This is a genomic window from Actinoplanes oblitus (assembly GCF_030252345.1).
In the GTDB taxonomy this organism is placed as follows: Bacteria; Actinomycetota; Actinomycetes; order Mycobacteriales; family Micromonosporaceae; genus Actinoplanes; species Actinoplanes oblitus.
In genome coordinates this window covers 4960938-4983221 of the sequence record NZ_CP126980.1, presented here as the reverse complement: position 1 = coordinate 4983221, position 22284 = coordinate 4960938, and the positions used below count along the sequence as shown (strand labels likewise).

Annotated in this window: 24 protein-coding genes; 10 read left to right on the top strand and 14 right to left on the bottom strand. The window is 72.5% G+C overall.

The genetic code is table 11. The features are described 5' to 3' along the window. Window positions 1–47: 47 nt before the first annotated feature. The 3 genes from Actob_RS22340 (at window position 48) to Actob_RS22330 (ending at window position 3160) form a co-directional block, all read left to right on the top strand. Window positions 48–563, top strand: a complete 516-nt coding sequence (locus Actob_RS22340) for a MarR family winged helix-turn-helix transcriptional regulator (protein WP_284913731.1) — start codon at window positions 48–50, stop codon at window positions 561–563. Window positions 564–572: 9 nt separating this feature from the next. Then, complete coding sequence (locus Actob_RS22335) at window positions 573–1409, top strand: NAD-dependent epimerase/dehydratase family protein (RefSeq protein WP_284913730.1); 837 nt, start codon at window positions 573–575, stop codon at window positions 1407–1409. Between the two features lie 113 nt (window positions 1410–1522). Continuing rightward, window positions 1523–3160 carry an FUSC family protein gene (locus tag Actob_RS22330; RefSeq protein WP_284913729.1) on the top strand — a complete coding sequence of 546 codons (1638 nt, stop codon included), beginning with the start codon at window positions 1523–1525 and terminating at the stop codon, window positions 3158–3160. Here Actob_RS22330 and Actob_RS22325 read toward each other — a convergent pair. Together Actob_RS22325 and Actob_RS22320 are read right to left on the bottom strand one after the other, a co-directional pair. Continuing rightward, window positions 3129–3470: a hypothetical protein gene (locus Actob_RS22325; RefSeq protein ID WP_284913728.1), complete on the bottom strand. Its 342-nt coding sequence runs from the start codon at window positions 3468–3470 to the stop codon at window positions 3129–3131. The genes Actob_RS22330 and Actob_RS22325 overlap by 32 nt on opposite strands. 7 nt (window positions 3471–3477) lie before the next feature. Further along, window positions 3478–5064: a carboxylesterase/lipase family protein gene (locus Actob_RS22320; RefSeq protein ID WP_284913727.1), complete on the bottom strand. Its 1587-nt coding sequence runs from the start codon at window positions 5062–5064 to the stop codon at window positions 3478–3480. A gap of 138 nt (window positions 5065–5202) precedes the next feature. Here Actob_RS22320 and Actob_RS22315 point away from each other — a divergent pair, with 138 nt between their 5' ends. Further along, window positions 5203–5655 carry a hypothetical protein gene (locus tag Actob_RS22315; protein ID WP_284913726.1) on the top strand — a complete coding sequence of 151 codons (453 nt, stop codon included), beginning with the start codon at window positions 5203–5205 and terminating at the stop codon, window positions 5653–5655. A gap of 76 nt (window positions 5656–5731) precedes the next feature. Here Actob_RS22315 and Actob_RS22310 read toward each other — a convergent pair whose 3' ends face one another. The 3 genes from Actob_RS22310 to Actob_RS22300 form a co-directional block, all read right to left on the bottom strand. Beyond that, complete coding sequence (locus Actob_RS22310) at window positions 5732–6991, bottom strand: MFS transporter (RefSeq protein ID WP_284913725.1); 1260 nt, start codon at window positions 6989–6991, stop codon at window positions 5732–5734. A 90-nt stretch (window positions 6992–7081) separates the two neighbouring features. Then, on the bottom strand, window positions 7082–8521 hold the full coding sequence (locus Actob_RS22305) for an FG-GAP repeat domain-containing protein (RefSeq protein WP_284913724.1): 1440 nt from the start codon (window positions 8519–8521) through the stop codon (window positions 7082–7084). A 38-nt stretch (window positions 8522–8559) separates the two neighbouring features. After that, window positions 8560–9693 (bottom strand): NAD(P)-binding domain-containing protein, encoded by a 1134-nt coding sequence (locus tag Actob_RS22300; RefSeq protein WP_284913723.1) that lies wholly within the window; start codon window positions 9691–9693, stop codon window positions 8560–8562. A gap of 330 nt (window positions 9694–10023) precedes the next feature. Between Actob_RS22300 and Actob_RS22295 the strand changes: the two genes are divergently transcribed. Continuing rightward, a complete protein-coding gene (locus Actob_RS22295) occupies window positions 10024–10461 on the top strand; it encodes a chemotaxis protein CheW (RefSeq protein ID WP_284913722.1) in 438 nt (145 codons plus the stop codon). 122 nt (window positions 10462–10583) lie between these two features. Here Actob_RS22295 and Actob_RS22290 read toward each other — a convergent pair whose 3' ends face one another. Further along, the gene (locus tag Actob_RS22290) at window positions 10584–10832 is read right to left on the bottom strand and encodes a hypothetical protein (RefSeq protein WP_284913721.1); all 249 of its coding nucleotides are present in this window, start codon (window positions 10830–10832) and stop codon (window positions 10584–10586) included. 257 nt (window positions 10833–11089) lie between these two features. Here Actob_RS22290 and Actob_RS22285 point away from each other — a divergent pair, with 257 nt between their 5' ends. Continuing rightward, entirely contained in the window at window positions 11090–11773 is a 684-nt protein-coding gene (locus Actob_RS22285) for a maleylpyruvate isomerase N-terminal domain-containing protein (protein ID WP_284913720.1), read from the top strand. A gap of 44 nt (window positions 11774–11817) precedes the next feature. On the opposite strand, the gene Actob_RS22280 is transcribed toward Actob_RS22285, so the two are convergent. From Actob_RS22280 to Actob_RS22270, 3 genes are all read right to left on the bottom strand, one after another. Further along, on the bottom strand, window positions 11818–12342 hold the full coding sequence (locus Actob_RS22280) for a DUF4240 domain-containing protein (RefSeq protein WP_284913719.1): 525 nt from the start codon (window positions 12340–12342) through the stop codon (window positions 11818–11820). Between the two features lie 230 nt (window positions 12343–12572). Next, on the bottom strand, window positions 12573–13058 hold the full coding sequence (locus Actob_RS22275) for a GNAT family N-acetyltransferase (protein ID WP_284913718.1): 486 nt from the start codon (window positions 13056–13058) through the stop codon (window positions 12573–12575). An 18-nt stretch (window positions 13059–13076) separates the two neighbouring features. Continuing rightward, window positions 13077–13898, bottom strand: coding sequence for an SAM-dependent methyltransferase (locus tag Actob_RS22270; RefSeq protein ID WP_284913717.1), 822 nt, complete (start codon window positions 13896–13898; stop codon window positions 13077–13079). Window positions 13899–14136: 238 nt separating this feature from the next. Here Actob_RS22270 and Actob_RS22265 point away from each other — a divergent pair, with 238 nt between their 5' ends. Then, a complete protein-coding gene (locus Actob_RS22265) occupies window positions 14137–15414 on the top strand; it encodes a serine hydrolase domain-containing protein (protein ID WP_284913716.1) in 1278 nt (425 codons plus the stop codon). On the opposite strand, the gene Actob_RS22260 is transcribed toward Actob_RS22265, so the two are convergent. The 4 genes from Actob_RS22260 to Actob_RS22245 are packed head-to-tail and all read right to left on the bottom strand — an operon-like array spanning window position 15415 to window position 19479. Then, entirely contained in the window at window positions 15415–16137 is a 723-nt protein-coding gene (locus tag Actob_RS22260; protein ID WP_284913715.1) for a lipoyl protein ligase domain-containing protein, read from the bottom strand. After that, on the bottom strand, window positions 16134–17405 hold the full coding sequence (locus tag Actob_RS22255; RefSeq protein ID WP_284913714.1) for a dihydrolipoamide acetyltransferase family protein: 1272 nt from the start codon (window positions 17403–17405) through the stop codon (window positions 16134–16136). Before Actob_RS22255 ends, Actob_RS22260 begins: the two co-directional genes overlap by 4 nt. Next, on the bottom strand, window positions 17405–18397 hold the full coding sequence (locus Actob_RS22250) for an alpha-ketoacid dehydrogenase subunit beta (protein ID WP_284913713.1): 993 nt from the start codon (window positions 18395–18397) through the stop codon (window positions 17405–17407). Before Actob_RS22250 ends, Actob_RS22255 begins: the two co-directional genes overlap by 1 nt. Then, entirely contained in the window at window positions 18397–19479 is a 1083-nt protein-coding gene (locus tag Actob_RS22245) for a thiamine pyrophosphate-dependent dehydrogenase E1 component subunit alpha (protein WP_284913712.1), read from the bottom strand. Before Actob_RS22245 ends, Actob_RS22250 begins: the two co-directional genes overlap by 1 nt. Window positions 19480–19610: 131 nt before the next feature. On the opposite strand from Actob_RS22245, the gene Actob_RS22240 reads away from it, so the two are divergent. The 3 genes from Actob_RS22240 (at window position 19611) to Actob_RS22230 (ending at window position 21554) form a co-directional block, all read left to right on the top strand. Beyond that, entirely contained in the window at window positions 19611–20063 is a 453-nt protein-coding gene (locus tag Actob_RS22240; RefSeq protein WP_284913711.1) for an Lrp/AsnC family transcriptional regulator, read from the top strand. 10 nt (window positions 20064–20073) lie between these two features. After that, window positions 20074–20493, top strand: coding sequence for a Rieske (2Fe-2S) protein (locus tag Actob_RS22235; protein WP_284913710.1), 420 nt, complete (start codon window positions 20074–20076; stop codon window positions 20491–20493). A 68-nt stretch (window positions 20494–20561) separates the two neighbouring features. Beyond that, window positions 20562–21554: a hypothetical protein gene (locus tag Actob_RS22230; RefSeq protein WP_284913709.1), complete on the top strand. Its 993-nt coding sequence runs from the start codon at window positions 20562–20564 to the stop codon at window positions 21552–21554. A gap of 58 nt (window positions 21555–21612) precedes the next feature. Here the strand turns inward: Actob_RS22230 and Actob_RS22225 are convergent, their stop codons facing one another. Next, a complete protein-coding gene (locus Actob_RS22225) occupies window positions 21613–22218 on the bottom strand; it encodes a hypothetical protein (RefSeq protein ID WP_284913708.1) in 606 nt (201 codons plus the stop codon). Window positions 22219–22284: the final 66 nt, after the last annotated feature.

The window sequence follows — 22284 nt, the reverse complement described above, 5'->3', positions numbered from 1 at the left end:
TAACTAGCTTCCTTGGAAGCTAATTCCTTGGAATGAAGGTTGCGCGCGTGACGGACCTCACATCGCTGTTCACCGATCTCGTCCGGACCGAGACCCGGCTCTACAACCGCATCGACGCCCGGCTGCGCGCCGGGCACGACATGCCGCTCGGCACCCTGGAGTTCCTGCGGATCATCAGCACCCGGCCCGGCTGCCGGGTCTATGACATCGCCCACGAGGTGGACATCACCGTCGGCGCCACCAGCAAGGGCGTGGACCGCCTGGTCGCCCGCGGCTGGTGCGAGCGGCGCGCCAATCCGGACGACCGCCGCTCGTCGCTGCTGTTCCTGACCCCGGCCGGCGAGCAGGCCCTGGCCACGGCGACGCCCACCTTGGAGGCGGCCTGGGCCGAGCAGGCCGCCGCGCTGCCCGGACCGGTGCTGGCTCAGCTGGCCGACGGGTTGCGCCTCTGGCGCGAGCGGCTGGAGTCGCCGGGGCTTCCCGCGGAAGGTGCGACCGGCGACGGAATGGCCCAACCGGCCGATGCCGAATTGGACCATGGTGGCGGCCCCGGGACGCCCTAGCGTTACCGCATGCGGATCTTCGTGGCCGGGGCGACCGGCCAGATCGGACGCCTGCTCGTCCCGAAGCTGATCGCCGACGGCCATGAGGTCACCGGGATCAGGCGTGGTGACACCGCCCTGCGGGCGCTGGCCGAGCAGGGCGCCACCGGCGTCCGGGTGGACGTCTACGACCGGGAGGCGCTGACCGCGGCGATGCGCGCGGCCGCGCCGGACGTGCTGATGCATCAGCTGACCGCGCTGGGCGCGGGGAACCTGGCGGACAACGCACGGATCCGGCGGGCGGGGACGCGGAACCTGGTCGACGCGGCGGCGGCAGCCGGCGTGCGGCGGATCGTGGCGCAGTCGATCGCCTGGGCCTACCAGGCCGGTGACACGCCGGCCGGCGAGGAGGCGCCGCTCGACCTGGGCGCCGACGGGATGCGCGGGGTGACGGTCGGCGGGGTGCACGCGCTGGAGACCCAGGCCGCGGAGATCGCCGAGCACGTGATCCTGCGGTACGGCATGTTCTACGGGCCCGGCACCTGGTACCACCGCGATGGGCGGATCGGGCGGCAGCTGCTCGACGGGGGCTTCACCGTCGGTACCGGGGTGACGTCGTTCCTGCACATCGAGGACGCGGCGAGCGCGGCGGCGCTGGCGGTACAGTGGCCGGCCGGGGTCTACAACATCGTGGACGATCAGCCGCTGCCGGGGCCGGTGTGGGCCGGCGCCCTCGCCGAGGCGATCGGGGCGCCCGCGCCGCCGGTGACTCCGGTGCGGGCCGGCTGGGAGCGTGGCGCCGACAACGCGCTGGCCCGGGAGAAACTCTCCTGGACGCCGGAGCACCCGGTCTTCCGGATGACCTGAGGGCCGGTGATGCCGGCTCGCGCCGGCCTTCTCGTCCGGGGGCGACGGCCGTCACAATCCGGCTATTTCTCCTATATGCCGACTCGGCGGCGATAGCTTTCGAACCGAAGCACGTGTCGAACCCGGAAGAGAAAGCCGCTCCGTTGCCCCATCAGCTCGTTGATCACCTCCGTCCGATCGCCGTCGTCGCCGCCAGCCTCCTGCTGTGTGCGCTCACCACCGCCGTGCTGCGCCGCAAGGTCCGGCCCGCCGTCGAGTCCGCCTGCCGGGCCGCCCTCGCCCGGCTGCGACCGCACCTGCCGGCCCGGCTGCGCCGGGTGGCCCGCCGGTGCCGCGGCTGGATCGATCCGGCCGCCGCCCGCACCGGACTGGTGACCGCTGTCGCCGCCGGGATCGCCTGGTCGGCGGCGAGCACCCTGCGGCTGGAGGGGCCGGTCACCGCGGCGGTCTCGGCGACGCTGTCGGTGCAGCTGAGCTCGCACGCCTCGGTCCGCGAGGGCACCCAGCGGCTGATCGGCACGCTCGCCGGGATCGCCGTCACCGTCGCGGTGTGGGGCACGGTCGGGCTCAGCCCGCTGTCCATCGCGGTGATCACCGGGTGCGGCCTGGCCGCCGGCCGGCTGCTGCGCCTCGGCGACAGCTCGGTCGCCGTGCCGATCACCTCGCTCGGCATCATGGTCGGCGGCACCGCGGTGACCGAGACGTTCGTCTGGCAGCGGATCGGCGCGACCGCCCTCGGCATCGTGGTCGGCGCGATCCTGTCCCCGCTGGTCGGCGGCATGACACCGCTGGAGCGGGCCCGGCGGGACCTCACCCGGCTCGCCACCGAGATCGCCGGTCTGCTCGGCCGGCTCGGTGCCGGGGCGCGCGACGGCTACAGCCGGGAGCAGGCCGCGCAGTGGCTGGCCCGCTCCCGCGAACTCGGCGACGACCGGGACGAGGCGGCCGCGGCAGTGGACGACCTGCTCCGGCAGGCGCGCTGGTCGCTGACCACCCCGATCGCCCGGGTGACGCCGCTGCGCGACACGCTGCGGGCGCTGGAGCACGGCGTGCACCAGGTCAACTCGGTGGCCCGGACGATGTTCGACGCGGCCGCGACACCGCAGGCACCCGGGGTCCCGGCCCAGATCGGGCCGGTGCTGACCGCGGCGTCGGAGGCGTTCGCGGCACACGCCGGTGTCGCGCCGCACGATGGCTTCTGGCACGCCGGCACCTCGTCGATCGCGGGCACCACCGTGTCGTTCGGCGGCACGCCCGCGACCGGGGACTCCCCCGGGCGAACCGGCTCGTCCGCGCGGGCCGAGTCCGCTGCCTGTGCCGGCTCGTCCGCGCCGACCAGCTCCGCCGCGCCGGAGGACACCGTCTCGCCGGCCGGTGCCTCCTCGCGGGCCGCTTCCGCCGCGCAGGATGACACCGCGTCGCCGGCCGCGTCCGCCTCTCGGGCCGCTTCGGCCGCGCCGGGTGACACCGCCTCGCGGGCCGGTCAGCGCAGCCTCGAGGAATCGCTGCAGGCTCTGCGGGACGCCCGGCAGCAGACGCTGCGGACGGTCCGGACCGAGATCGACGACACCGGCGTGCTGGTCCTCACCGGCTCGATCATCACCGACATCGACCGGATGGCCGGTTCGCTGGAGCGGTCCGCCCCGGCGCTGACCGTGGGCGTCCGGGAGCCGGGGCCGGGCCTTCCGGCGGTCTCCGAGGTGCTGCCCGCCGTCCGCCTTATGTGGAAGAAGGCGGCGGCGGGACGCTGATGTCCAGCAGCTCGGGCGGCGGGAACTCGGCCGGCTTCGCCTCGACGCCGGCCCACTCGATCCCGCCGAGCCGCCCGTCCCCGAACGTGTAGAGGAACAGCGCGTCGTAGGTACCCCGGACGGCCCCGTCGACCCGCACCGTCATCCCCACCCCGTCCTGGAAGTCGACGGACGGGCAGCCGCACCCGCACGCGCCGACGACCTGTGCCTCGGCAGCCTGGCGTCGCAGCTCCTCGACACCCTCGAAGTCCACGGCCAGCAACGCGTCGAGCACTGCTCGCTCGCGCTCGGTCAGCGCTCTCGGCTCCATGAGCCGATCATTGCAGGCTCCTGGTGAGCGGCGGGAAGTCGTGACCGGCCCAGATCAGCCGGGAGCGCTCCTCGGGATAGGCGGCGACGGCATCCGGGACGTCGAAGATCCGGGTACTCCGCCGGTCGGCGGTGTAGGCGGGCCAGCCCGGATCGCCGTCGGCGGCGAAGGCGGTCCAGGCGGCCCGCATCCGCGCGGACAGGACGGCCGCCTCATCGACAGGCCGAGCAGTGTCGTCGCCGGGCTCGGCGATGCCATCCACGGACCGCTCGCTCTCATCACCGCGCCGGTCACCGCCGTCGCCGCGCCGCCCACCGCGGTCGCCGAGGAGCAGGGCGGGCTGGCCGCTGGTCAGGTTGCCGAAGACGAGGGGGACGTCCAGGCCGTGGCAGGCACCCAGGACTCCGCCCATACCCGGGGCGGGCCAGCTCAGCTCGTACAGGAAAGCTCGACCGCGGGCCGCGACCTGCGCGTCGGCCAGACGCAGGCTGGGCATCCGGAACAGCCAGTCGGAGTGGACCAGCTCGTAGAGCCGCTCGGGGCCGGCCTCCGGGTAGGCCTCCCGATAGCGCCGCGCGCCGTCCGGGCCGGGCGCGAGCATGTCGAGAGCGGTCGCCGCCTGCCCGGCGGTCACCTGCCCGAGCAGGCCGGCCATCGCGGTGAACAGCCGCTGCTCGTCCCGGGTGTGCCCGGTCAGCAGGACCACGTCCCGGGCGGAGCCGGCCGCCACCGCGCGCCACGGCGTGTCCGGCAGGGTGTCGCCGTCGACGACCGGCGCGAACCCGATCGACCGGTACCCGGCCTGGCCCCAGCGGTCCGGCGGCTCGGCCACCGCCGCGTCACCCGCGAGGACCAGCAGCGCCGGGTCCACCTCGGCGAGGTCCGCGACGGTCGGACGCAGCCCCAGCTCGGCCGCGCAGGCGGTGGCGACGTCGGCGGCGAGTTCGCGGGAGAAGAACGTGCCCGGCACGCTCTGCGCCACCGCGCCGCGGAACAGCCCGGCCGCACGGGGCATGGCCAGCAGGGCGGCCACCGAGCCGGCACCGGCCGACTCACCGAAGACCGTCACCCGGCCCGGGTCGCCACCGAACGCGGCGATGTTGTCCCGCACCCATTCCAGGGCGGCGACCTGGTCGAGCAGCCCACGGTTGTCCGGCGCCCCGGCGAGGTGCGCGAAACCCTCCACGCCGAGCCGATAGTTGAAGGTCACCAGGACGACCTGGCCGTCCCGGGCGAGGTGGCCGCCATCGTACTCCGGCCGGCTCGACATGCCGACCGCGTACCCGCCGCCGTAGATCCACACCAGAACCGGCAGTCCCGCCGCCGGGTCGAGAGCCGGTGACCAGACGTTGAGGGTCAGCCAGTCGCCGTCGTCGGCCTCGCGGGCCGCGTCCCGGCCGAGCACCTCGCTCTGCGGCACCGGCGGCCCGAACGACACCGCCGCCCGTGTCCCGTCCCAGCGTTCCACCGGTCGCGGCGCGCCGAACCGGTTGACCCCGACCGGCGGTGCCGCGTACGGAATCCCGCGGAACACCGCCAGCCCGGCCTCCACCCGGCCGCGCACCACACCCGCTGTCACACGAACTTCAGGCACAGCCGGATCCTCGCCCCGATCCGTCGCCGCCGCCAGCCATTTTGCGGCGAGCCCGGATCGACCGGCCACCCCTGGCTTCGGCCATGAGAACGAAGCGAATGAGTTCCGTCTTCACGGCAGATGCTTGACGATGAGCTCGTGGAGATCCTCGAACTGCTGCAGCCGGGCGTGACCAAGCCACACGTCGATCACGCCGCGCGTGCTTCCTGGCTCGCCGCCGTGCACGAGGCGATGAGGAGCGTCCGCGGTGCCGTCGTCACCGCTGCCGAGGAACCGACTGTGGGCCGCAACTACTACCGGGTGGCGGTGAAAGCCCGTGACGGTGTCGCAGGGGTCATCTTGTTCAACGCGGCCGCGGTGTTGGTCGCTGCGGCCGAAGCGGCCGATCCTCAGGAGACCGCACTGGTGTTCACAGCCGTGCCAGGCAGCGGGGTCTTCTCGGAGCGAGGACTCCAGGTGGCCAGCCCGGCGCAGCTCAATGAACCGCTCAGTGATCGCGATCTGCACGCGCTCATGGCGGATGAGCGGCGTGATGTCGCCTACCATCGTCCGTCTCGACGCGGCGATCTGTTGTTCAACTGGTTCGACTGACGCGATGCCAGCAGGCAGAGCACGCCGGTCGCGTTCCCGATGGCGCCGTTGTCCACCAGCATCCGTCACCATCCGCCTAGTGACGCTGGCGGCGCGGTGCCTTCGTGTCGGGTGATGGCTGGGCTGGTTTGCCCTGCGTGTCGTGGCGCCACGGCAGCAACACGATGCCGAACACCAGGATCACGGCCAGGGCGATCACCGATGTCTTCGCGCTGGTGGCGGCAGCGAGAGCGCCGGCGGCGGCAGTGAATATCGGCTGGATCGTCTTGTTGGTGACGGACCACGCCAGGACCACCCGGGACATGTGCGCGTCATCGGTGGCGTTCATGCGGTAGGTCGCGAAGGCCGGGTTGAACATGCCAGCGAAGAACACCAGCAAGAACTCTGAGGCGGCGATCATGATGAATCCGATAGTCGACGACGGCGCGAACGGGATGAGGCAGAGCCACAGGTTGCGGCCGACACCGCCGAGAAGCAAGAGCCGGTGGCCGCCGAGCCGTGTCGTCAATGGCTTGCTCAGCAACGACCCGAGGGTTCCGGCCACTCCCGCAACGCCGCTGATCAGTCCGAACTGCCATGCAGCGAAGCCGAGATCACGCAGGACGATGATGGTCAGCAGCGGAGTGAGGGCCATGAGGCAGCCCCCGAAAATGATCGAGTTCCAGAACAGGTCCGCCAGTCCACGATGCCTGAGGATGTAGCGCCATCCCGCCGTGATGTCGCGCGCCCAGTGGTGCTCCGTGGCCCGGGTTGGCGGCGGCTCGGTCGTTCGAAGCCGGCGCAGCAGCAGAGCGGAGGCGAGGAAGCTGACGGCGTCGAGAACCATCGTGACGGTGGCGCCGAACCACGAAACGATCACGCCGCCCGCGGGATTGCCCATCGCGTTCGCGGTCCACAACGTCGTCTCGAATCGGCCGTTGGCCGCCGGCCGATGCTCGATCGGCACCAACGTCCGCAGTTGCGCGACTCCGGCCGAGTTGAACACCAAACGAGCCACCATCTGCACGACCGCGACCAGGCACAGCTGCCAGTAGGTCAGAACGCCAAGCAGGGCAGCAGCGGGTATCGACACGATCACCGCGAAGCGCAGCAGATCCGCCGCGACCATCACCGGCAGCTTGCGGTGATGCTCGATCCAGGGGCCCAGGGGCAACGCCAGTACAGCGCTGACGACACCGGCGAGCACGTTCAACAGGGCGACCTGAAAATCCGATGACCTGAGCACCAGGACCGCGACGATCGGCAACGCCGAGTAGCCCAGCGCGCTGCCGACCTCGCTCGTCGCGAAGGCAGCCCACCGCCAGCGGAGATCCCGGCGCCACCCCGCCTCGGTCACCCGCACAGCACCGGCGACAGAGCCCGAAGCCGACCCATCCGTCTCGGATGTCGCCACCGTCGGAGGAACGCCAGCGGTCCGGCTGACGCGTTACTGCCCCGCGAGGACCGACACCTCGGCCAGGCCCGGGGTGGTGCCCGCCGCCTGGACGGCCGCGAGATCCGGGTGCCCGTCGGCGTTCCAGTCGGTGACCACGACCTCCTTGCCGACGACGGCGGCGTTCGCCTGGGCCAGTGACCGTCCGAGCCCCGTCCCGTCCCAGGCCCGCAGGCCGCCGTTCTGCAGGGTCACCAGATCGAGCCGCTTGTCGGCGTTCCAGTCCAGCGCCGCGACCTGCACACCGGCCCCGGCCGGCGTGCCGCTGACCACGGCCGGCGCGACCTGCTGGAAGTTCGACGCTCCGTCGAGGACCTGGACCTCGACCTTCCCGCTTCTCGTCCCGGCCGTCTGCGCCGCGACCAGGTCGGCCCGCCCGTCGCCGGTCCAGTCCGCCACCGCGAACTGGTAGCGGTCGTCGGTCGCCGGCAGCCCGGTCGCCGTGTTCAGCAGATCCTTCTGGAAGTTGGACGCGCCGTCGACGACGCGCACTTCGGTACGCCCGCTCGCCGTCCCGGACCGCTGCGTCAGGATCAGGTCCGGCTTCTTGTCGCCGTTCCAGTCGGTGAACGCGTACGCGTGCCGCTCGTCGGTCGGTCCCAGCACCGTCGCCGTCACCAGCAGCAGCGACAGGAAGTTCGTCGCCCCGTCCATGATCCGGATCTCGGTCCGGCCGGTGGTGGCACCCGCCCCGGTCACCACGAACAGGTCGGGTTTGTTGTCGCCGTTCCAGTCGGCCATCGCGAGCGCGTGCCGGCCGTCCCACCCGGCCGTCGGGACCTGGGCGGTGACGAGCGTCTTCTGGAACGGGCCGATCGGCGTCGTCGTGGTCGCCGGGCGGGGCGTCGACGTCCCGGCGGGCCGGGACCAGACCGCTGCCACGATCAGCGCGGCGTCGTGCACCTCCGGCGCGTACGCCGCCGGCCGTGCCGAGATCTGCACCTTCTGGCAGATCGCCCCGATGTCCCCGCTCATCCAGCGGCTGTCCGGGTATTTGCGGAGCATCGCGTTCAGGAAGGCGTTCGTCGCGTACGTCGGGTCGATCAGCTGCTCCGGGCGCCCCCAGCCCTGCGAGGCCCGCTGCTGGAACAGTCCCAGGCTGTCGTGGTCGACCGCGACGATGTGGTTGGTCAGCTCGCTCTCGGCGATCGCCGTGGTGATCGCGATGAGCGCCGCCCGCTGCCCGAGTTTGCGCTGCTGGACGACGCCGACGACGACCCGCGCGCAGGCGATGGCCCGCCCGCTGACCGACTGGCCGAGCCGCCGCCCGTTCATCGAGGGCTTCAACTGGGCCGCTATCGCGCGATCCGCCGCACTCACGGCGCCGACAGCGCACGAGGCGGCCGGAACCGCCTCGGCGGGCGTCGCCGCCACGAGCGCCGTGCTCGATCCGAGCAGCAGCGCCAGAACCCATCGCGATGCGGCACCAGCCATGTCGCGCCAGACCTCCCCCAGGCCGTCGATGATGACGCCTAATCTTTCATACGGCCGGACGTCGCGAAAGGCTCGGAGTGGTCCAAGATCTCAATATCGAGATACTTCACGAGCGCGTTCACCGCGTCCCGCCCGGCCCGGTTCGCACCCACCGTCGACTGTGACGGGCCGAATCCGATCAGATGCACCCGCGGCTCCCCGGCCACCTGCGTGCCGGCCGTCCGGATCCCGCCCCGCTCGCTGCGCAACCCGAGCGGCTCGAGGTGGCCGAGCGCCGCCTTGAAGCCGGTCGCCCACAGGATCACGTCGACCGCCGTGAACGACCCGTCCGCCTCCCGCACCCCGGCCGGCTCGATCGAGGTGAACATCGGCCGCCGCTCCAGGGCACCGCGCCGTTTCGCCGCCAGCGCGTAGGGCGTCCAAGCCAGCCCGGTGTAGGAGACGACGCTCCCGGTCGGCCGGCCCGCCTCGACGTCCGCCACGACCTTGGCGATCGTCTCCCGGCCGGCCACCTCCGGCTCGAACCCGCCGGCCCGGAACACCGGCTCGCGGCGCGTGTACCAGTAGGTGGTCGCCACCCGCGAGATCTCCTCCAGCTGCTGCACCGCGGAGATCCCGCCACCGACCACCGCCACCCGCAGCCCGGCGAACTCGTCCGCCGCCACGTAGTCCCGGGTGTGCAGCTGCCGCCCGCCGAAGCTGTCCTGCCCGGGATAGTGCGGCAGGACCGGATTGGTCCACGTGCCGGTCGCATTGATCACCGCCCGCGTGACCCACGTCCCGCGGTCGGTCTCCACTTCAAGATCAAGACCCGATTCGCGTACGGCGTGCACCGTCACCGGCCGCAGCACCGGCAACCCGGCGGCCCGCTCGAAGTCCGCGAAGTACCGCGGCACCGCCGTCCGGCTCGGCTCGGTGGGATCGAGCACCGGCTTCGGGAAGCGGGGCAGGTCGAAGATCCCGTTGACGGTGGCCATCCGCAGCGACTCCCACCGGTGCCGCCACGCTCCCCCGGGCCCGTCCGCCGCGTCGAGCACGACGAAGGTCCGGCCCCGGTCGCCGCCATCGGTGTCCAGCGCGCTGCCGAAGCCCCGCCGCTTCAGGTGGTAGCCCGCGGAGAGGCCCGCCTGACCAGCACCGATGACCACCACCGTGGTCCGCCCACCGTCCATGCCCCAACACTACGAAGTAGTTGACACGTCAGCTATCTCGAGTGGCCGAGCTAACCCGGCCCCTCGACATCCGGCCGCGCGAAGATCATGCCGCGTTCGTGGACACCGATCTCCCGCCGGGCGAGCGCGTCCTCCGGGAAGGCCGCCCGCTCCGTCGCCAGGGACCGCCACGGAGAGCACCGACGACCGAGCCGGCGTGGATGGTGACGGCCTCGGCCAGGCGTTGCCGATTGATTCCGCCGGACTCCTTGGCTCGGCACCAGACCTACCGATAATCCTGCTGAACCGTCGCGGCATCCCTCTCGGCGGACATCATCCCGGGAGTCACGCATGTCGAGTCGCCAGTTCGTCACCTTCGAGGTCGCCGACCAGTTCTTCGGCGTGGACGTGGACGCCGTGCAGGAGGTGCTGTCGTACAGCGAGTACACGCCGGTGCCGATGGCTCCGAACGCGGTCGGTGGCCTGTTCAACCTGCGCGGGCAGGTGATCGCCGCGGTGGACCTGCGTGTTCAGTTCGGGTTGCCGCGCCGGGACATGTCCGGCCTGGTGATGAACGTGATCGTCCGGTACGCCGGTGAGCCGGTGAGCCTGCTGGTGGACCGCATCGGGCAGGTCGCCTACCTGGACGAGAACATGTTCGAGGAGCCGCCGGCGACGCTGACCGGCCCGTCCCGCTCGCTGGTCACCGGCGCCTACAAGACCGAAGGCCGGCTGCTGCTGGTCCTCGACGTCGCCCAGTGCGTCAACACCACCCGCGTCCCGGCCTGACACCAACGCCCCACTCACGCCCGGCGGCGGGACCGCGCCCGCGGCTGCCGGAGGCGGAAGAGTTCGTCTGCCTCCATCGCTCCCGGCCACTCGGTCAGCGGCGTGAGCGGTCGACAGTTCGGCTAGTCCTCGTCCAGGAACCATCCCTGGGCCTCGTCCTGGGCCAGGGCCCTCGTGTACGCCACGAGCTGGCCCAGGAATTCGACTCGGTTGTACCCCGCCCCGATGGAGCGGGCGCACCACTCACCGTTGTCGAGCTTCACCAGAAGAAAGGCGGAACACAGGGCGGCGCCGTCGGGAAGGGGAGCGACCATCTGGCCGCGCAGGATCTCCTCGCCCGGAACCGCGGGGCGTGTTTCATCCTCGGACACGAGCCCAAGTCTTCCCGAGCCCGCGGCGGTATGTGGCTGTCTTCCCGGTTCGCGAAAACGCGACACGGCGGAACGAGCGCGGTCGCCGTCGACGCGGCAGGAGACGGCGCGTCGTACCTCTCACGGCAACGCCATACGCCCACAGTCCGCGAGTCGCCGAAGCCGACTTCACGATCTGGCCGCGGTTCGTGCGCCCGGTCGTAGCGATGCGGTGCACGGGCGGCCGCCGCGGGAGCCCGGTTGCTAGCTTGATCAACATGCCGTTGAGCCGTGCACTGGAGGCGTTCCGTCTGGAGGCCGCGAGTCTCTCTCGGGCGGTGACAGGTCTGTCCGAGAGGCAATGGCACCTCCCGACGAGGTGCGAACCATGGACGGTCCGGGAGCTGCTGGGTCATGTCCGGGTGGTGATCGCCTGGCTGCCGGGCATGCTGACCGCTGCCGAGCCGGCCACGGCAGAGGTCTCCGCGGTCGACTACTACCGGCCGGACGACCGTTTCGCGGTGCAGACCAATACGGCCCGGATCGGTCTGGCGCAGGACCATGCGGCCGGGTGGGGAAGCGGTGCCGCGCTTCTCGACGATTTCACCGCGACATGGCAGGCGGTGGAACGGCAGTGCCGCGCCGAGCGGACGGACCGCGTGGTGCGCACTCGGCATGGGGACGCGATGCTGCTGTCGCAGTTCCTGCTCACTCGGGTGGTGGAGATCGCCGTCCACGGCCTCGACATCGCCGACGCGCTGGGACACGTGCCCTGGCTGACCCGGCAGGCGGGAGACGTGGTGATGGAGTTGCAGCTCGGCCGGGAGGGGGAGAGCGCGATCCGCGAGCTGGGCTGGGACCGGCTGACCTTCCTGCGCAAGGCAACCGGCCGGCAGCCGCTCGAGCCGGCGGACGCTGAGCGGGTGGAACGGCTCGGCATCCGGTGGCTCACGCTGGCGTGAGAGCGCCCCGAAGGCCCCCGAACCGGTAGCCGACCGCCGGAGCGTCACCAGCCCGCGGAGTTGCCACCCGTCTCGCGGCTGATGCCGGAGCCGGTGTCGGGATGCCCGCCGAACCGCTTGTCGTGCAGGTGCGCGAAGAAGTAGCACATCTCCTCGCACTCCGCGTCCATCAGGGCCATCGACGGGTCGGCGGCGACCGCGTCGTAGAAACGGCGGCCCGCCGCGACGATGAATCCCCGGCAATACAGAAACCCGTCGTCCGACCCGTCGGTGTACTCGTGGACCTCCGCCCGGTCGAGGTCGAACAGCTTCCGCTCGACCACCCGGTCCAGATCGGTCAGCTCGGCGGCGGAGAGTCCGTCGCACAGCTCCCGGAGCCGGGTCAGGAACTGCTCCGTCCAGCCCTCGAGCCCATAGGCGTCGGTGTCCTCCGCCGCCGGGTCACGCTCGGCCAGCGCCCGGCGCAGCCGCGCCGCCTCGGGTCCGCACGCCACCCACGCCGACTCGACCAGCTCCCAGAACCGGTCCTCCTCGGCCGCGGTCGGCACGCGTCCCACACCATTCGTCATCACGCCCCGGAGGCTAGCGGCACCCCCCGACATTTCCGGGCGGCACGACACGGCCGGCGTGCTGCTCGGCGTCGCCGCACGGTGGCGCGGCGCGCACGATCACCGCGATCCGCTGGGCGCGGGGATCGCCCGGCGCGGACGGTCCGCGCTGGGTGGGACGGTTTCGGTACGGCGTACCCGAAACGGTTGCGCCTCGGCCCGGGGACCGCCGCGAGTTTCCTGGCGGTCGCTCAGAACGCCTGATACATCAGGTGCAGGCCGACCCGGCCGAGTGTGGGGTGCTCGAACGCCTCCGGCACCGTGCCGAGGATCGCGAAGCCGTGCCGCTGGTACAGCTCGACGGCGGACCGGTTGGTGGCCACCACCGCGTTGAACTGCATCCCCGCGTAACCGGCCCGCCTCGCCCAGTCCAGCGCGTCCCGGCAGAGCGCGGTGCCGACGCCCCGCCCGCGGGAGGCGGCGGCGACCATGAAGCTCGCCGTGGCGATGTGTGATCCGGGGCCCGGGCGGTTCGTCCCCATCTTCGCCGTGCCGAGCACCCGCTCACCGTCGACAGCGACCACGGTCCGGCCGGGCGGCGACTCGATCCACAGCGGGCGGGCCTGCTCCTCGGTCATCTCCGGGTCGTACGGAAAGGTCGCCCGCTCCCGGATCACGTCCCGGATGATCACCCACACCTGCGGCCAGTCGGCTTCGGTGATCTCTCGTATCCGCACCCGCTCGACGATAGGGGATCAGGGCTTCCTGGCCACCGCGCCGTAGACCGAGACCTGTGCGTCCGACGGATCCGGCAGCCCGGTCGGCTCCCCGAGGTCGGGCCGCCAGGCGGGCACCACCTGAAGTCCCGGCTCGACCAGCTCCAGACCGGTGAAGAACCGTTCGATCCCGGCCCGGGACCGGACCCGCATGGTGACGCCCTGCTTGCGGTAGATCTCGGCCACCTGCGCCCACGCCTCCGGCCGGAAGTCGCCGGTCAGGTGGGACAGCGCCAGGTAGCTGCCCGGCGGCAGGGCCGCCAGGAGACGCTGGACGATCCCCGCCGGGTCGTGCTCGTCGCCGATGAAGTGCAGGATCGCGATCAGCAGCAGTCCGACCGGCCGGTCGAGGTCCAGCGTGTCGCTGCGCCGCACCGCGTCCAGGATCGTGTCGACCTCGCGCAGGTCGGCGTCGATGTAGTCGGTCCGGCCGTCCGGGTGGCTGGTCAGCAGCGCGCGGGCGTGGGTCAGCACGATCGGGTCGTTGTCGACGTAGACGATCCGGGCGCGCGGGTTGATGCCCTGCGCGACGTGGTGAACGTTCGGCGCGCTCGGGATCCCGGTCCCGATGTCGAGGAACTGGTCGATGCCCCGCTCGGCCAGGAACCGCACGGCCCGCCGCAGGAAGAGCCGGTTCTCCCGGGGCGGGATCCGGCTGTCCGGGTTGGCTTTCAGCCCCCGCTCGGCGGCCTCCCGATCGGCGGCGAAGTTGTCCTTCCCGCCGAGCAGGTAGTCGTACACCCGGGCCGGATGCGGCCGGCCGGTGTTCAGCTCCACCCGATCACCGTCGTCGTCGCCCATCAGTGCCCTCCCCCGCCGGTCTGCCCGAGCGCGGCCGATCATCGCACGCGCCCGGCGGACGGTCCACAACGGAGTCGTGCCCGGTCACCGTCGGATGATCAGCGGAGCGCCCGGTTCACCCTGCCGACCCGAGCTGTGACGTGAGTCATAGCGAAGCGAGTGGTCACCACCGTCGAGTCCGGATCCTGCCGACCGTCTCCATCGGTATGACCGAACACATGCGTCAGGAGGACCGGCAATGCTCAGACGAACACTGTTGACCGCCGCCGCGGGCGCCGTCGGCGTGGTGACGGGCGGCGGGGCGGTACGCGCCTCGGCCGGCACCGGTGCGTCCTGCCGGGCCGGCCTCGCCGACCTGCACGACGCGATGGCCGCCCGCGTCGCCCGGGGCCAACTGGTCGGCGCCGTCTACCTCGTCGCGCACCGCGGACGCCGGCACGTCGGCACGGTGGGCACCGTGGCACTGGACAGCGCCGAGCCGATGCGGCGGGCCACCCCGTTCCGGATCGCGTCCCTGACCAAGCCGATCGTCGCGGCAGCCGCCATGATGCTGGTCGAGGACGGCCGGCTGGCCCTGGACGAGCCGATCGACCGGCTGCTTCCCGAACTGGCCGACCGGCGGGTCCTCACCCGCCTCGACGCTCCGCTCGACCGGACGGTCCCGGCGGCGCGCCCGATCACGGTGGCGGACGTGCTCACCTTCCGGATGGGCCACGGCATGATCTTCGAGCCCAGCTTCCAGCCGCCGTACCCGATCGTCACCAGAGGCGACGAGCTGCGGCTGGTGCTGGCGCAACCGGACCCGCGCACGCCGCTCGATCCGGACGAGTGGACCCGGCGGTTCGGCACCCTGCCCCTGATGTACCAGCCGGGCACCCGCTGGCAGTACAACACCGCGGCGCTCGTACTCGGTGTGCTGATCGCCCGGGCCGCGCGCCGGCCGCTGGGCGACTTCCTCCATGACCGGCTGTTCCGGCCGCTGGGCATGGACCACACCGGCTTCACCCTGCCCCGCGCCGAGGCGGCGCGGCTGCCCGGCCTCTACGCGACCGATCCGGCGACCGGACGGCTGGCACGGCAACCCGGCTCGCCGCCGCGGGAGTGGACCCGGCCACCGGCGTTCCCGTCCGGCGCCTCCGGGCTCGCCTCGACCCTCGACGACTACGCCGCGTTCAGCCGGTTCCTGCTCGACCGGGGCGTTCATCACGGCCGGCGGCTGCTGTCGGCCGAGTCGGTCCGCCTGCTGACCACCAACCAGCTGACCCCGGCGCAGCTCGCCGAGGCCGGCCCGTACCCGCTCACCGGCCGTGGCTGGGGATACGGCATGAGCGTCAGCGTCGTCCCGGACGCGATCTCCCAGCCCGGCCGCTACGGCTGGGAGGGCGGCTACGGCACCGTCTGGTTCAACGACCCGAACCGCGACCTCACCGCGATAGCGCTGACCCAGACCGTCGACTTCCTCTTCAACGGCGGCGCCGACGAGTTCCAGCGGCTGGCCGCGGCCGCCTGTCCCTGATCAGCGAGCCCCGGCCGGCAGCTCGGCGCGCACCCGCTCCGGCAGTGTGACCGGGTCACCCGGCACTCCGTAGGCGGCCATTACCGCCGCGATCACCATCGCCACCGACACCGCCGGGGTGCGGTCCGCGATGGCGCCCACTGTTTCCGGATCGAACGCGTAACCCAGATTCGCGTACGCCGGGGTCAGCGCCCCACGCAGCACGGCCGAGCCGGTGACCTGGATGACCGTGCTGAACAGCCAGCCGTCGCGGGTGACGCGCTGGGCGGAGCCGGCCAGCTTGGCGCGGCCGTCGTTGATGCTGTACTCGCCCGGGCAGTACTCCCCCGGCACCGCGCCGATCCGCGCGTCGACGCCGAGCCGGCGCAGCATCCCGGCGTGCATGGCGGCGAAGTGCCGGAACCGGCCGGCCGGGTCGGGTGGCTGCGGGCCCGAGCGGTGGACGTGGTCGATGATCACGCTGCCCGGGTGCTGGACGGCGAGGCTGCCGCCCTGCGGCCGGACCACCGGGGTGAACCCGGCCGAGCGGGCGGCGGCGGCCGCCCGCTCGTAGCCGGGGCGCAGGGTGTCGCGGCGGCTGAACGCCGCTGTCGGCTCCGGCGAGTACACCCGCAGGATGTCGCGGGCGTCGCCGAGGCCGTGGCGCAGCAGCAGCGGCCCGAGCGCGGCGTCGAACGCCGGGCCGCCGGCCACCTCGGCGGCCAGCAGCACGACGCCGGTCACAGGCGGGCGATCGCCGAGGCCGGGTTCTCGATCGCGTCGGCGACGCGGCGCATGAAACCGGCCGCCGTGCCGCCGTCGCAGACCCGGTGGTCGAACACGAAGCTCATCTGCGTGATCTTACGAACGCAGAGCTGGCCGTCGACCACCCACGGCCGGTCGATCATCCGGCCGAAGCCGAGGATCGCCACCTGCGGGTGATTGATGATCGCGGCGCTGCCGTCGACCCCCAGGTTGCCGTAGTTGTTGAGGGTGAACGTGCCGGCCGACAGCTCCTGCGCGGTGGCCTTGCCGGCGCGGGCCGCTGCGGTCAGGCGGCGGATCTGTTCGCCGAGCCGAGCGGTGGTCATCGCCTCGGCGCCGATGACGGCGGGCACGACCAGGCCGCGTTCGCCCTGGACGGCGATGCCGAGGTCGATCCGGTCGTACTCGACGATCTCCTGCCGGTCGGCGTCGAAGCGGGCGTTGAGCACCGGGAACTCACGCAGCGCGGCGACCGTGAACCGGGCCAGGTAGGCGAGCAGGCCGGGACCGTCCGGGTTGCTCTCGCGCAGCTGCCACAGCGCTGTCGCGTCCACGTCGACCCAGACGGTGGCCTCGGGGATCTCGGCGCGGCTACGGCTGAGCGCGGCCGTCGCGGCCTTGCGGAACCCGGTGAGCGGCGTGCGCCGCTCCCCCGAGCCCGCGGCCGCGGCGGGGGCGGTCGCGGCGGGGGCGGGGGCGGCCGCGGTCGCGGCGGGGGCGGCCATCGCCCGTTCCACGTCGGCGCGGGTGATCACCCCGCCCCGGCCGGTCGGCTCCACCGTGGTCAGGTCGACGCCGTTGCTGCGGGCGAGGTTGCGGACCAGTGGCGAGACGACCTGCGGCGGGCGCGCGGCCGGGCCGGTCGCGGTCCGCACGCCGGCGCGCGGCCTGCGGTGCCGGGCCCGGACCGGGGCGTCCGAGGTGCCGTATCCGACCAGGACGTTGCCGGAGCCGGCCTTCTCCTCCTCCCGGTAGGTCTCGGCCGCCGCCGTCTCCGCGGCCACCTCCGCCGCCTCGACGCTGATCAGAGGTTCGCCGACCGCGAGGGTGCTGCCCGCCTTCGCGTGCAGCGTGCGGACCCGGCCGGCGTACGGGGACGGCACCTCGACCACCGATTTCGCCGTCTCCACCTCGGCGATGCTCTGGTCCACGGCGACCACGTCGCCCTCGGCGACCAGCCACTGCACCACCTCCGCCTCGGTGAGGCCCTCGCCGAGGTCGGGCAGAACGAACGTACGCGTGGTCATCACTGCTCCCAGTTGAGGTCGTCGACGGCGTCGAGCACCCGGTCCACGCCGGGCAGCTGGAAGTGCTCCAGCTTCGGCGGCGGGTACGGGATGTCGAAGCCGGCCACCCGGCGCACCGGGGCGGCCAGGCTGGTGAAGCAGCGTTCGCCGACCCGGGCGGCGATCTCCGCGCCGACGCCGGCGAACCCGGCCGACTCGGTGACGACCACGGCGCGGCCGGTGGAGCGCACCGCGGCGCACACCGTCTCGTCGTCGAACGGGACGATCGAGCGCAAGTCGACGACCTGCAGGCTGCGGCCCTCGGCGGCGGCGACCTCGGCGGCCTCCAGGGCCACCGGCACGCTCGGGCCGTACGCGATGAGCGTCGCGTCGGTCCCGGACCGGCGCACGACGGCGGTGCCGATGCCCGGCGCCTGGACCGGGAACTCGATCTCCTCCTTGCTCCAGTAGAGCTTCTTGGGCTCCAGGAAGATCACCGGGTCCGGGCTGGCGATCGACGCCCGCAGCAGCGCGTACGCGTCGGCCGGGGTGGCCGGCGCGACCACCTGCAGGCCCGGCGTGTGCGCGTAGTACGCCTCCGAGGAGTCGCAGTGGTGCTCGACGCCGCCGATGCCACCGGCGTACGGGACCCGGATCACCATCGGCAGCGGCACCCGGCCCCGGGTCCGGTTCCGCATCTTCGCGACGTGGCTGACGATCTGCTCGAACGCCGGGTAGGCGAACGCGTCGAACTGCATCTCCACGACCGGGCGCATGCCGTTCATCGCCATCCCGACGGCCATCCCGACGATCCCCGACTCGGCCAGCGGCGTGTCGAAGCAGCGGTTCTCGCCGAACGCGGCGGTCAGCCCGTCGGTGATCCGGAAGACGCCGCCCAGCGCGCCGACGTCCTCGCCGAACACGACCACCGCCGGGTCGTCCGCCAGCGCGTCGCGCAGGGCCTGGTTGAGGGCCTGCGCCATGGAGAGTTTCTCGTGCACCACGGTGCTCATCAGAGGGCTCCTTCCCGGCTCAGCTCGTCGGCGATCAGGGCTTCCTGCTCGCGCAGTTGCGAGGTGGGACGCTCGTAGACGTACGCGAAAAGGTCCTGGGGGTTGGGGGTGATGTCCCGGTTGAGACCGTCGCGCAGGTGGCCGGCGGCACGCTCGGCCGCCTCGCTGAACGCGGTCTCGGTTTCGGCGGTGAGCACGCCGCGGTCCTGCAGGTAGGCGCGCAGCCGGGTGATCGGGTCGCGGGGCACCCAGGCGGCGACCTCGGCCTCGTCCCGGTAGCGGGTGGCGTCGTCGGCGTTGGTGTGCGCCTGGATCCGGTAGGTGTGCGCCTCGACCAGCTGCGGCCCCTCCCCGGCGCGGGCCCGCCGCACGGCCTCGCCGAGGACGCTGAGCAGGGCCGCCATGTCGTTGCCGTCGACCCGCTCACCGGGGATGCCGTACCCGACGCCCTTGTGCGCCAGCGACGGGGCGGCGGACTGGCGGGCCAGCGGGACGCTGATCGCGTACTCGTTGTTCTGCACGAAGAAGACGACCGGCGCCCGGAAGACAGCGGCGAAGTTGAGCGCCTCGTGGAAGTCGCCCTCGCTGGTGCCGCCGTCGCCGCACATCGCCATCACCACCGTCGGCTCGCCGCGCAGCCGGGCCGCGTGCCCCACCCCGACGGCGTGCGGCAACTGGGTGGCGAGCGGGGTGGTGTGCGGGGCAACCTTGTGCTCGTGCGGGTCGTAACCGCAGTGCCAGTCACCCTTGAGCAGGCTGAGCGCCTCGACCACGTCGACGCCCTTGACCACCGCGGCGACGGTGTCGCGGTAGGTCGGGAACAGCCAGTCGTCGGCGTCGAGGACCTGGGCGGCAGCGACCTGGCAGGCCTCCTGGCCGTGCGAGGACGGGTAGACGGCCAGCCGGCCCTGGCGGACCAGTGCGTATGCCTGATCGTTGAGCCGGCGGGCGGTGATCAGCGCGCCGAGCGACCGGAGCAGGGTGGCGTCGTCGGGGACGGCGTTCCCGACGGCCTTCCCGTCGGGGTCGATGAGGGTCACGGGTGCGTCGGACGGCAAGAGCCGGCGTGGGTCAGGCGTCATGCCGCTATCGTGTGTCCCCGGTCACTGATGTTCCATAATCTGGGACAGATCGAGAAGATTGCGTTCCGCGGGAGCCCGCGGGGAGCCAAACGTCCAACCGGACGGGCAATCGGACAGGGAGTTGAAGACAGGTGGCCGGCACGCTCGACGACATCGACCAGCGGATCCTCGCGGAGCTGGGCCGGGATGGGCGGATGCCGATCCGTCAGCTCGCCGAGACGCTGCACATCTCCCGGGCCAACGCGTACGCCCGGGTGCAGCGGCTGCGCGAGACCAACGTGATCCGCGGGTTCCGGGCGGACATCGATCACGTGGCGGCGGGGATGAGCACCTCGGCGTACGTCACGGTGAACCTGCACCAGGCGGACTGGCGGCCGGTGGGCGAGCGGCTGCGCCGGCTGCCGGGCGTGGTGCACATCGCCCTGGTGGGCGGGGAGTTCGACGTGATCCTGCTGGTGCGGGCGAAGGACAACACCGACCTGCGGCGGCTGGTCCTGGACGAGATCCAGGGGATGCCCGGGGTGGTGAACACCCGGACCCTCCTGGTGTTCGAGGAGTTCGAGCCACCGGGTGATCCTGGGTAGACTGCGCCGCATGAGCGGGGTGAATCGGCGCGTGCTGATCGGCGGCGCCGGCGCGGGAGCGGTGCTGGCCGGGTGCGGCTCGACCTCCTCCCCCGGCACCGAGGCCGGCGCCGGCAGCACCACCGCCGCCACCACCGGCACCGCCACCGGCGGAGCCCTCGCCAAGGCCGCCGAGGTCCCGGTGGGCGGCGGCGTCATCACCGACGCCCTGGTGGTGACACAGCCGGAGCCGGGGACGTTCAAGGCGTTCAGCAACCTCTGCACGCACCAGGGCTGCAAGCTCGCCGAGGTGGCCGACAAGGTGATCAAGTGCCCCTGCCACCACAGCACGTTCGACATCGCGACCGGGGCGCCGACCGGTGGGCCGGCACAGAAACCGCTGACCGAGACGGCCGTCAAGGAGTCCGGCGGCACCATCGTGATCGCCTGACCCATATCGGGTGAATTCCGGTGAAGCGGGCCGCATCGGCGGCCCGCCTGCCGCAGAATGTCACCACCATGGACTCTCTCCGTGCCCCCCGCATGTTGTTCGCCACGCTGGTCATCGCGGCGGCGTCACTCCCCCTCGCCCTGTCGCCGCCCGCCGCGCAGGCCGCGCCGGACGGCCGCATCCCCCTGTCCGTGCTGCGCGAGGCGACCCTGGACGTGCCGGCCTGGCCCGCCGACGACGTCCGCGGCCCGTCCGGCAGGCTGCGCTTCCACGGCGGCCAGGTGCCGATCGCGCCGAGGACCGTGCCCGCCGGGCAGCCGCCGTACGGTGACTCGGTCATGATCCTGTCGGTGGCCTACGGCGACGTCGACCACGACGGCGCCGACGAGACCATCGTGGTGCTGGGCTGCCTGATCGAGGGCGGCAGCAAGCAGATCGTCGCCTACGACCGGGACGCGGCCGGCCGGATCGTGTCGCTGGGCCGGGTGGCCGCCACCACCGGCGAGATCCGGGACATCCGCGACGCCAGCCCGCGGGTCGGCGCCGACGGTGTGATCACCGCGCTGGTCGCCGACTACCAGCGGTGCTGCGCCGACCCGACCCCGCAGATCTGGCAGACCCGCGGGTACGCCCTGCGCGCCGACCGGTTCAGCCAGGTCAGCGGGCCGGCTCGGATGCCCGTCAACCCGCACGTCACCGAGACCGGGGTCAGCACCGGTCCCCTGACGTTCGGCCCGGCGACCGGCGGCTACCGCTACGGCAGCGTCGACGTGACCGTGACACACCGCCGGGGCGCGGTTCCGCGGCAGGTCACCCTGCTGTTCTACCCGCCGGACGGGCTGCGGCGCTCCGGCGACTGGCCGAAGGTGACCACCGAGCCGGACTCGTTCAGCGTGACGGTGCCGGGGCCCGCGGCGGGTGGGAGCGTCACGCACAGGTTCGCCTTCCGCCGGCCGGCCGGGAGCTCGGGCGGGGAGCTCGCGGTGGAGGTGACCACGGTTCCGGAGTCGAGCCCGGCGGTCCCGTGGCTGACCAACGCCACCGCCCCGATCCGCGGCTGACCCCTCCGCCCGCGGCACGGGCTGCGGTCCGCGAGTATCGGGTGACGGCCATCGCCGGCTACGGGGTGCGGGAGCCGCCCGACGAGGCCAGCAGCGCGTCGGCGACCAGGGCGGCGTCCGCGTCGGCCACGTCCGCCGGGTACTCCGGCAGCAGGTCGTCCCAGACCAGCATCCAGGAGCCGTACAGCTGGGCCTGCCCCTCGGGCCGGGCGAAGAACCACAGGTGCAGGTGCGCCGCCCCGTCGCCGAACCGGTACACGTGTGCCCGCGAGACGTGCGGCAGCGCCTGCATGTGCCGGACGATCCGGGTGCTCAGCAGCCCCATCTCCGCGGCCATCTCATCCGGCAGCTCGGCCAGGTCGTAGTGCTCGCGGGGATAGAGCATCAGCACCAGCGGCACCCCGACACCGGAGACCCGGTCCAGACGCCACCTCTCGGTGAACCAGATCCCCTTGTCCCGCTCCCCGCAGATCTCGCACTGCGCCGGGTCCTCCCCGTGCCGCGGCCGCTCCGGCACCACCGGCGCCCGCAGCGGCGTGACCCGCAGCCCCGCCTCCTCGAACGGGCTGACCTCCCAGCCCGTCATGCGCGACAGCGGCAGCCGGTGCTCGCCGTCCGCGGCGGCGAGCGCGTGCTGATGAAACTCGTCAGGAGTCAAGGCCATGGCCGCAGGGTAGCCATGGCGATCTTCCACGGTGGACCGGGACCCGTCTCTCGGCCGTGGACGGAC

Coding starts and splice junctions, on each gene's coding strand:
- Actob_RS22335 (WP_284913730.1), top strand. CDS start 573: ATGCGGATCTTCGTGGCCGGGGCGACCGGCCAGATCGGACGCCTGCTC.
- Actob_RS22325 (WP_284913728.1), bottom strand. CDS start 3,470: ATGGAGCCGAGAGCGCTGACCGAGCGCGAGCGAGCAGTGCTCGACGCG.
- Actob_RS22305 (WP_284913724.1), bottom strand. CDS start 8,521: ATGGCTGGTGCCGCATCGCGATGGGTTCTGGCGCTGCTGCTCGGATCG.
- Actob_RS22300 (WP_284913723.1), bottom strand. CDS start 9,693: ATGGACGGTGGGCGGACCACGGTGGTGGTCATCGGTGCTGGTCAGGCG.
- Actob_RS22295 (WP_284913722.1), top strand. CDS start 10,024: ATGTCGAGTCGCCAGTTCGTCACCTTCGAGGTCGCCGACCAGTTCTTC.
- Actob_RS22285 (WP_284913720.1), top strand. CDS start 11,090: ATGCCGTTGAGCCGTGCACTGGAGGCGTTCCGTCTGGAGGCCGCGAGT.
- Actob_RS22280 (WP_284913719.1), bottom strand. CDS start 12,342: ATGACGAATGGTGTGGGACGCGTGCCGACCGCGGCCGAGGAGGACCGG.
- Actob_RS22270 (WP_284913717.1), bottom strand. CDS start 13,898: ATGGGCGACGACGACGGTGATCGGGTGGAGCTGAACACCGGCCGGCCG.
- Actob_RS22265 (WP_284913716.1), top strand. CDS start 14,137: ATGCTCAGACGAACACTGTTGACCGCCGCCGCGGGCGCCGTCGGCGTG.
- Actob_RS22255 (WP_284913714.1), bottom strand. CDS start 17,405: ATGACCACGCGTACGTTCGTTCTGCCCGACCTCGGCGAGGGCCTCACC.
- Actob_RS22250 (WP_284913713.1), bottom strand. CDS start 18,397: ATGAGCACCGTGGTGCACGAGAAACTCTCCATGGCGCAGGCCCTCAAC.
- Actob_RS22245 (WP_284913712.1), bottom strand. CDS start 19,479: ATGACGCCTGACCCACGCCGGCTCTTGCCGTCCGACGCACCCGTGACC.
- Actob_RS22235 (WP_284913710.1), top strand. CDS start 20,074: ATGAGCGGGGTGAATCGGCGCGTGCTGATCGGCGGCGCCGGCGCGGGA.
- Actob_RS22230 (WP_284913709.1), top strand. CDS start 20,562: ATGGACTCTCTCCGTGCCCCCCGCATGTTGTTCGCCACGCTGGTCATC.
- Actob_RS22225 (WP_284913708.1), bottom strand. CDS start 22,218: ATGGCCTTGACTCCTGACGAGTTTCATCAGCACGCGCTCGCCGCCGCG.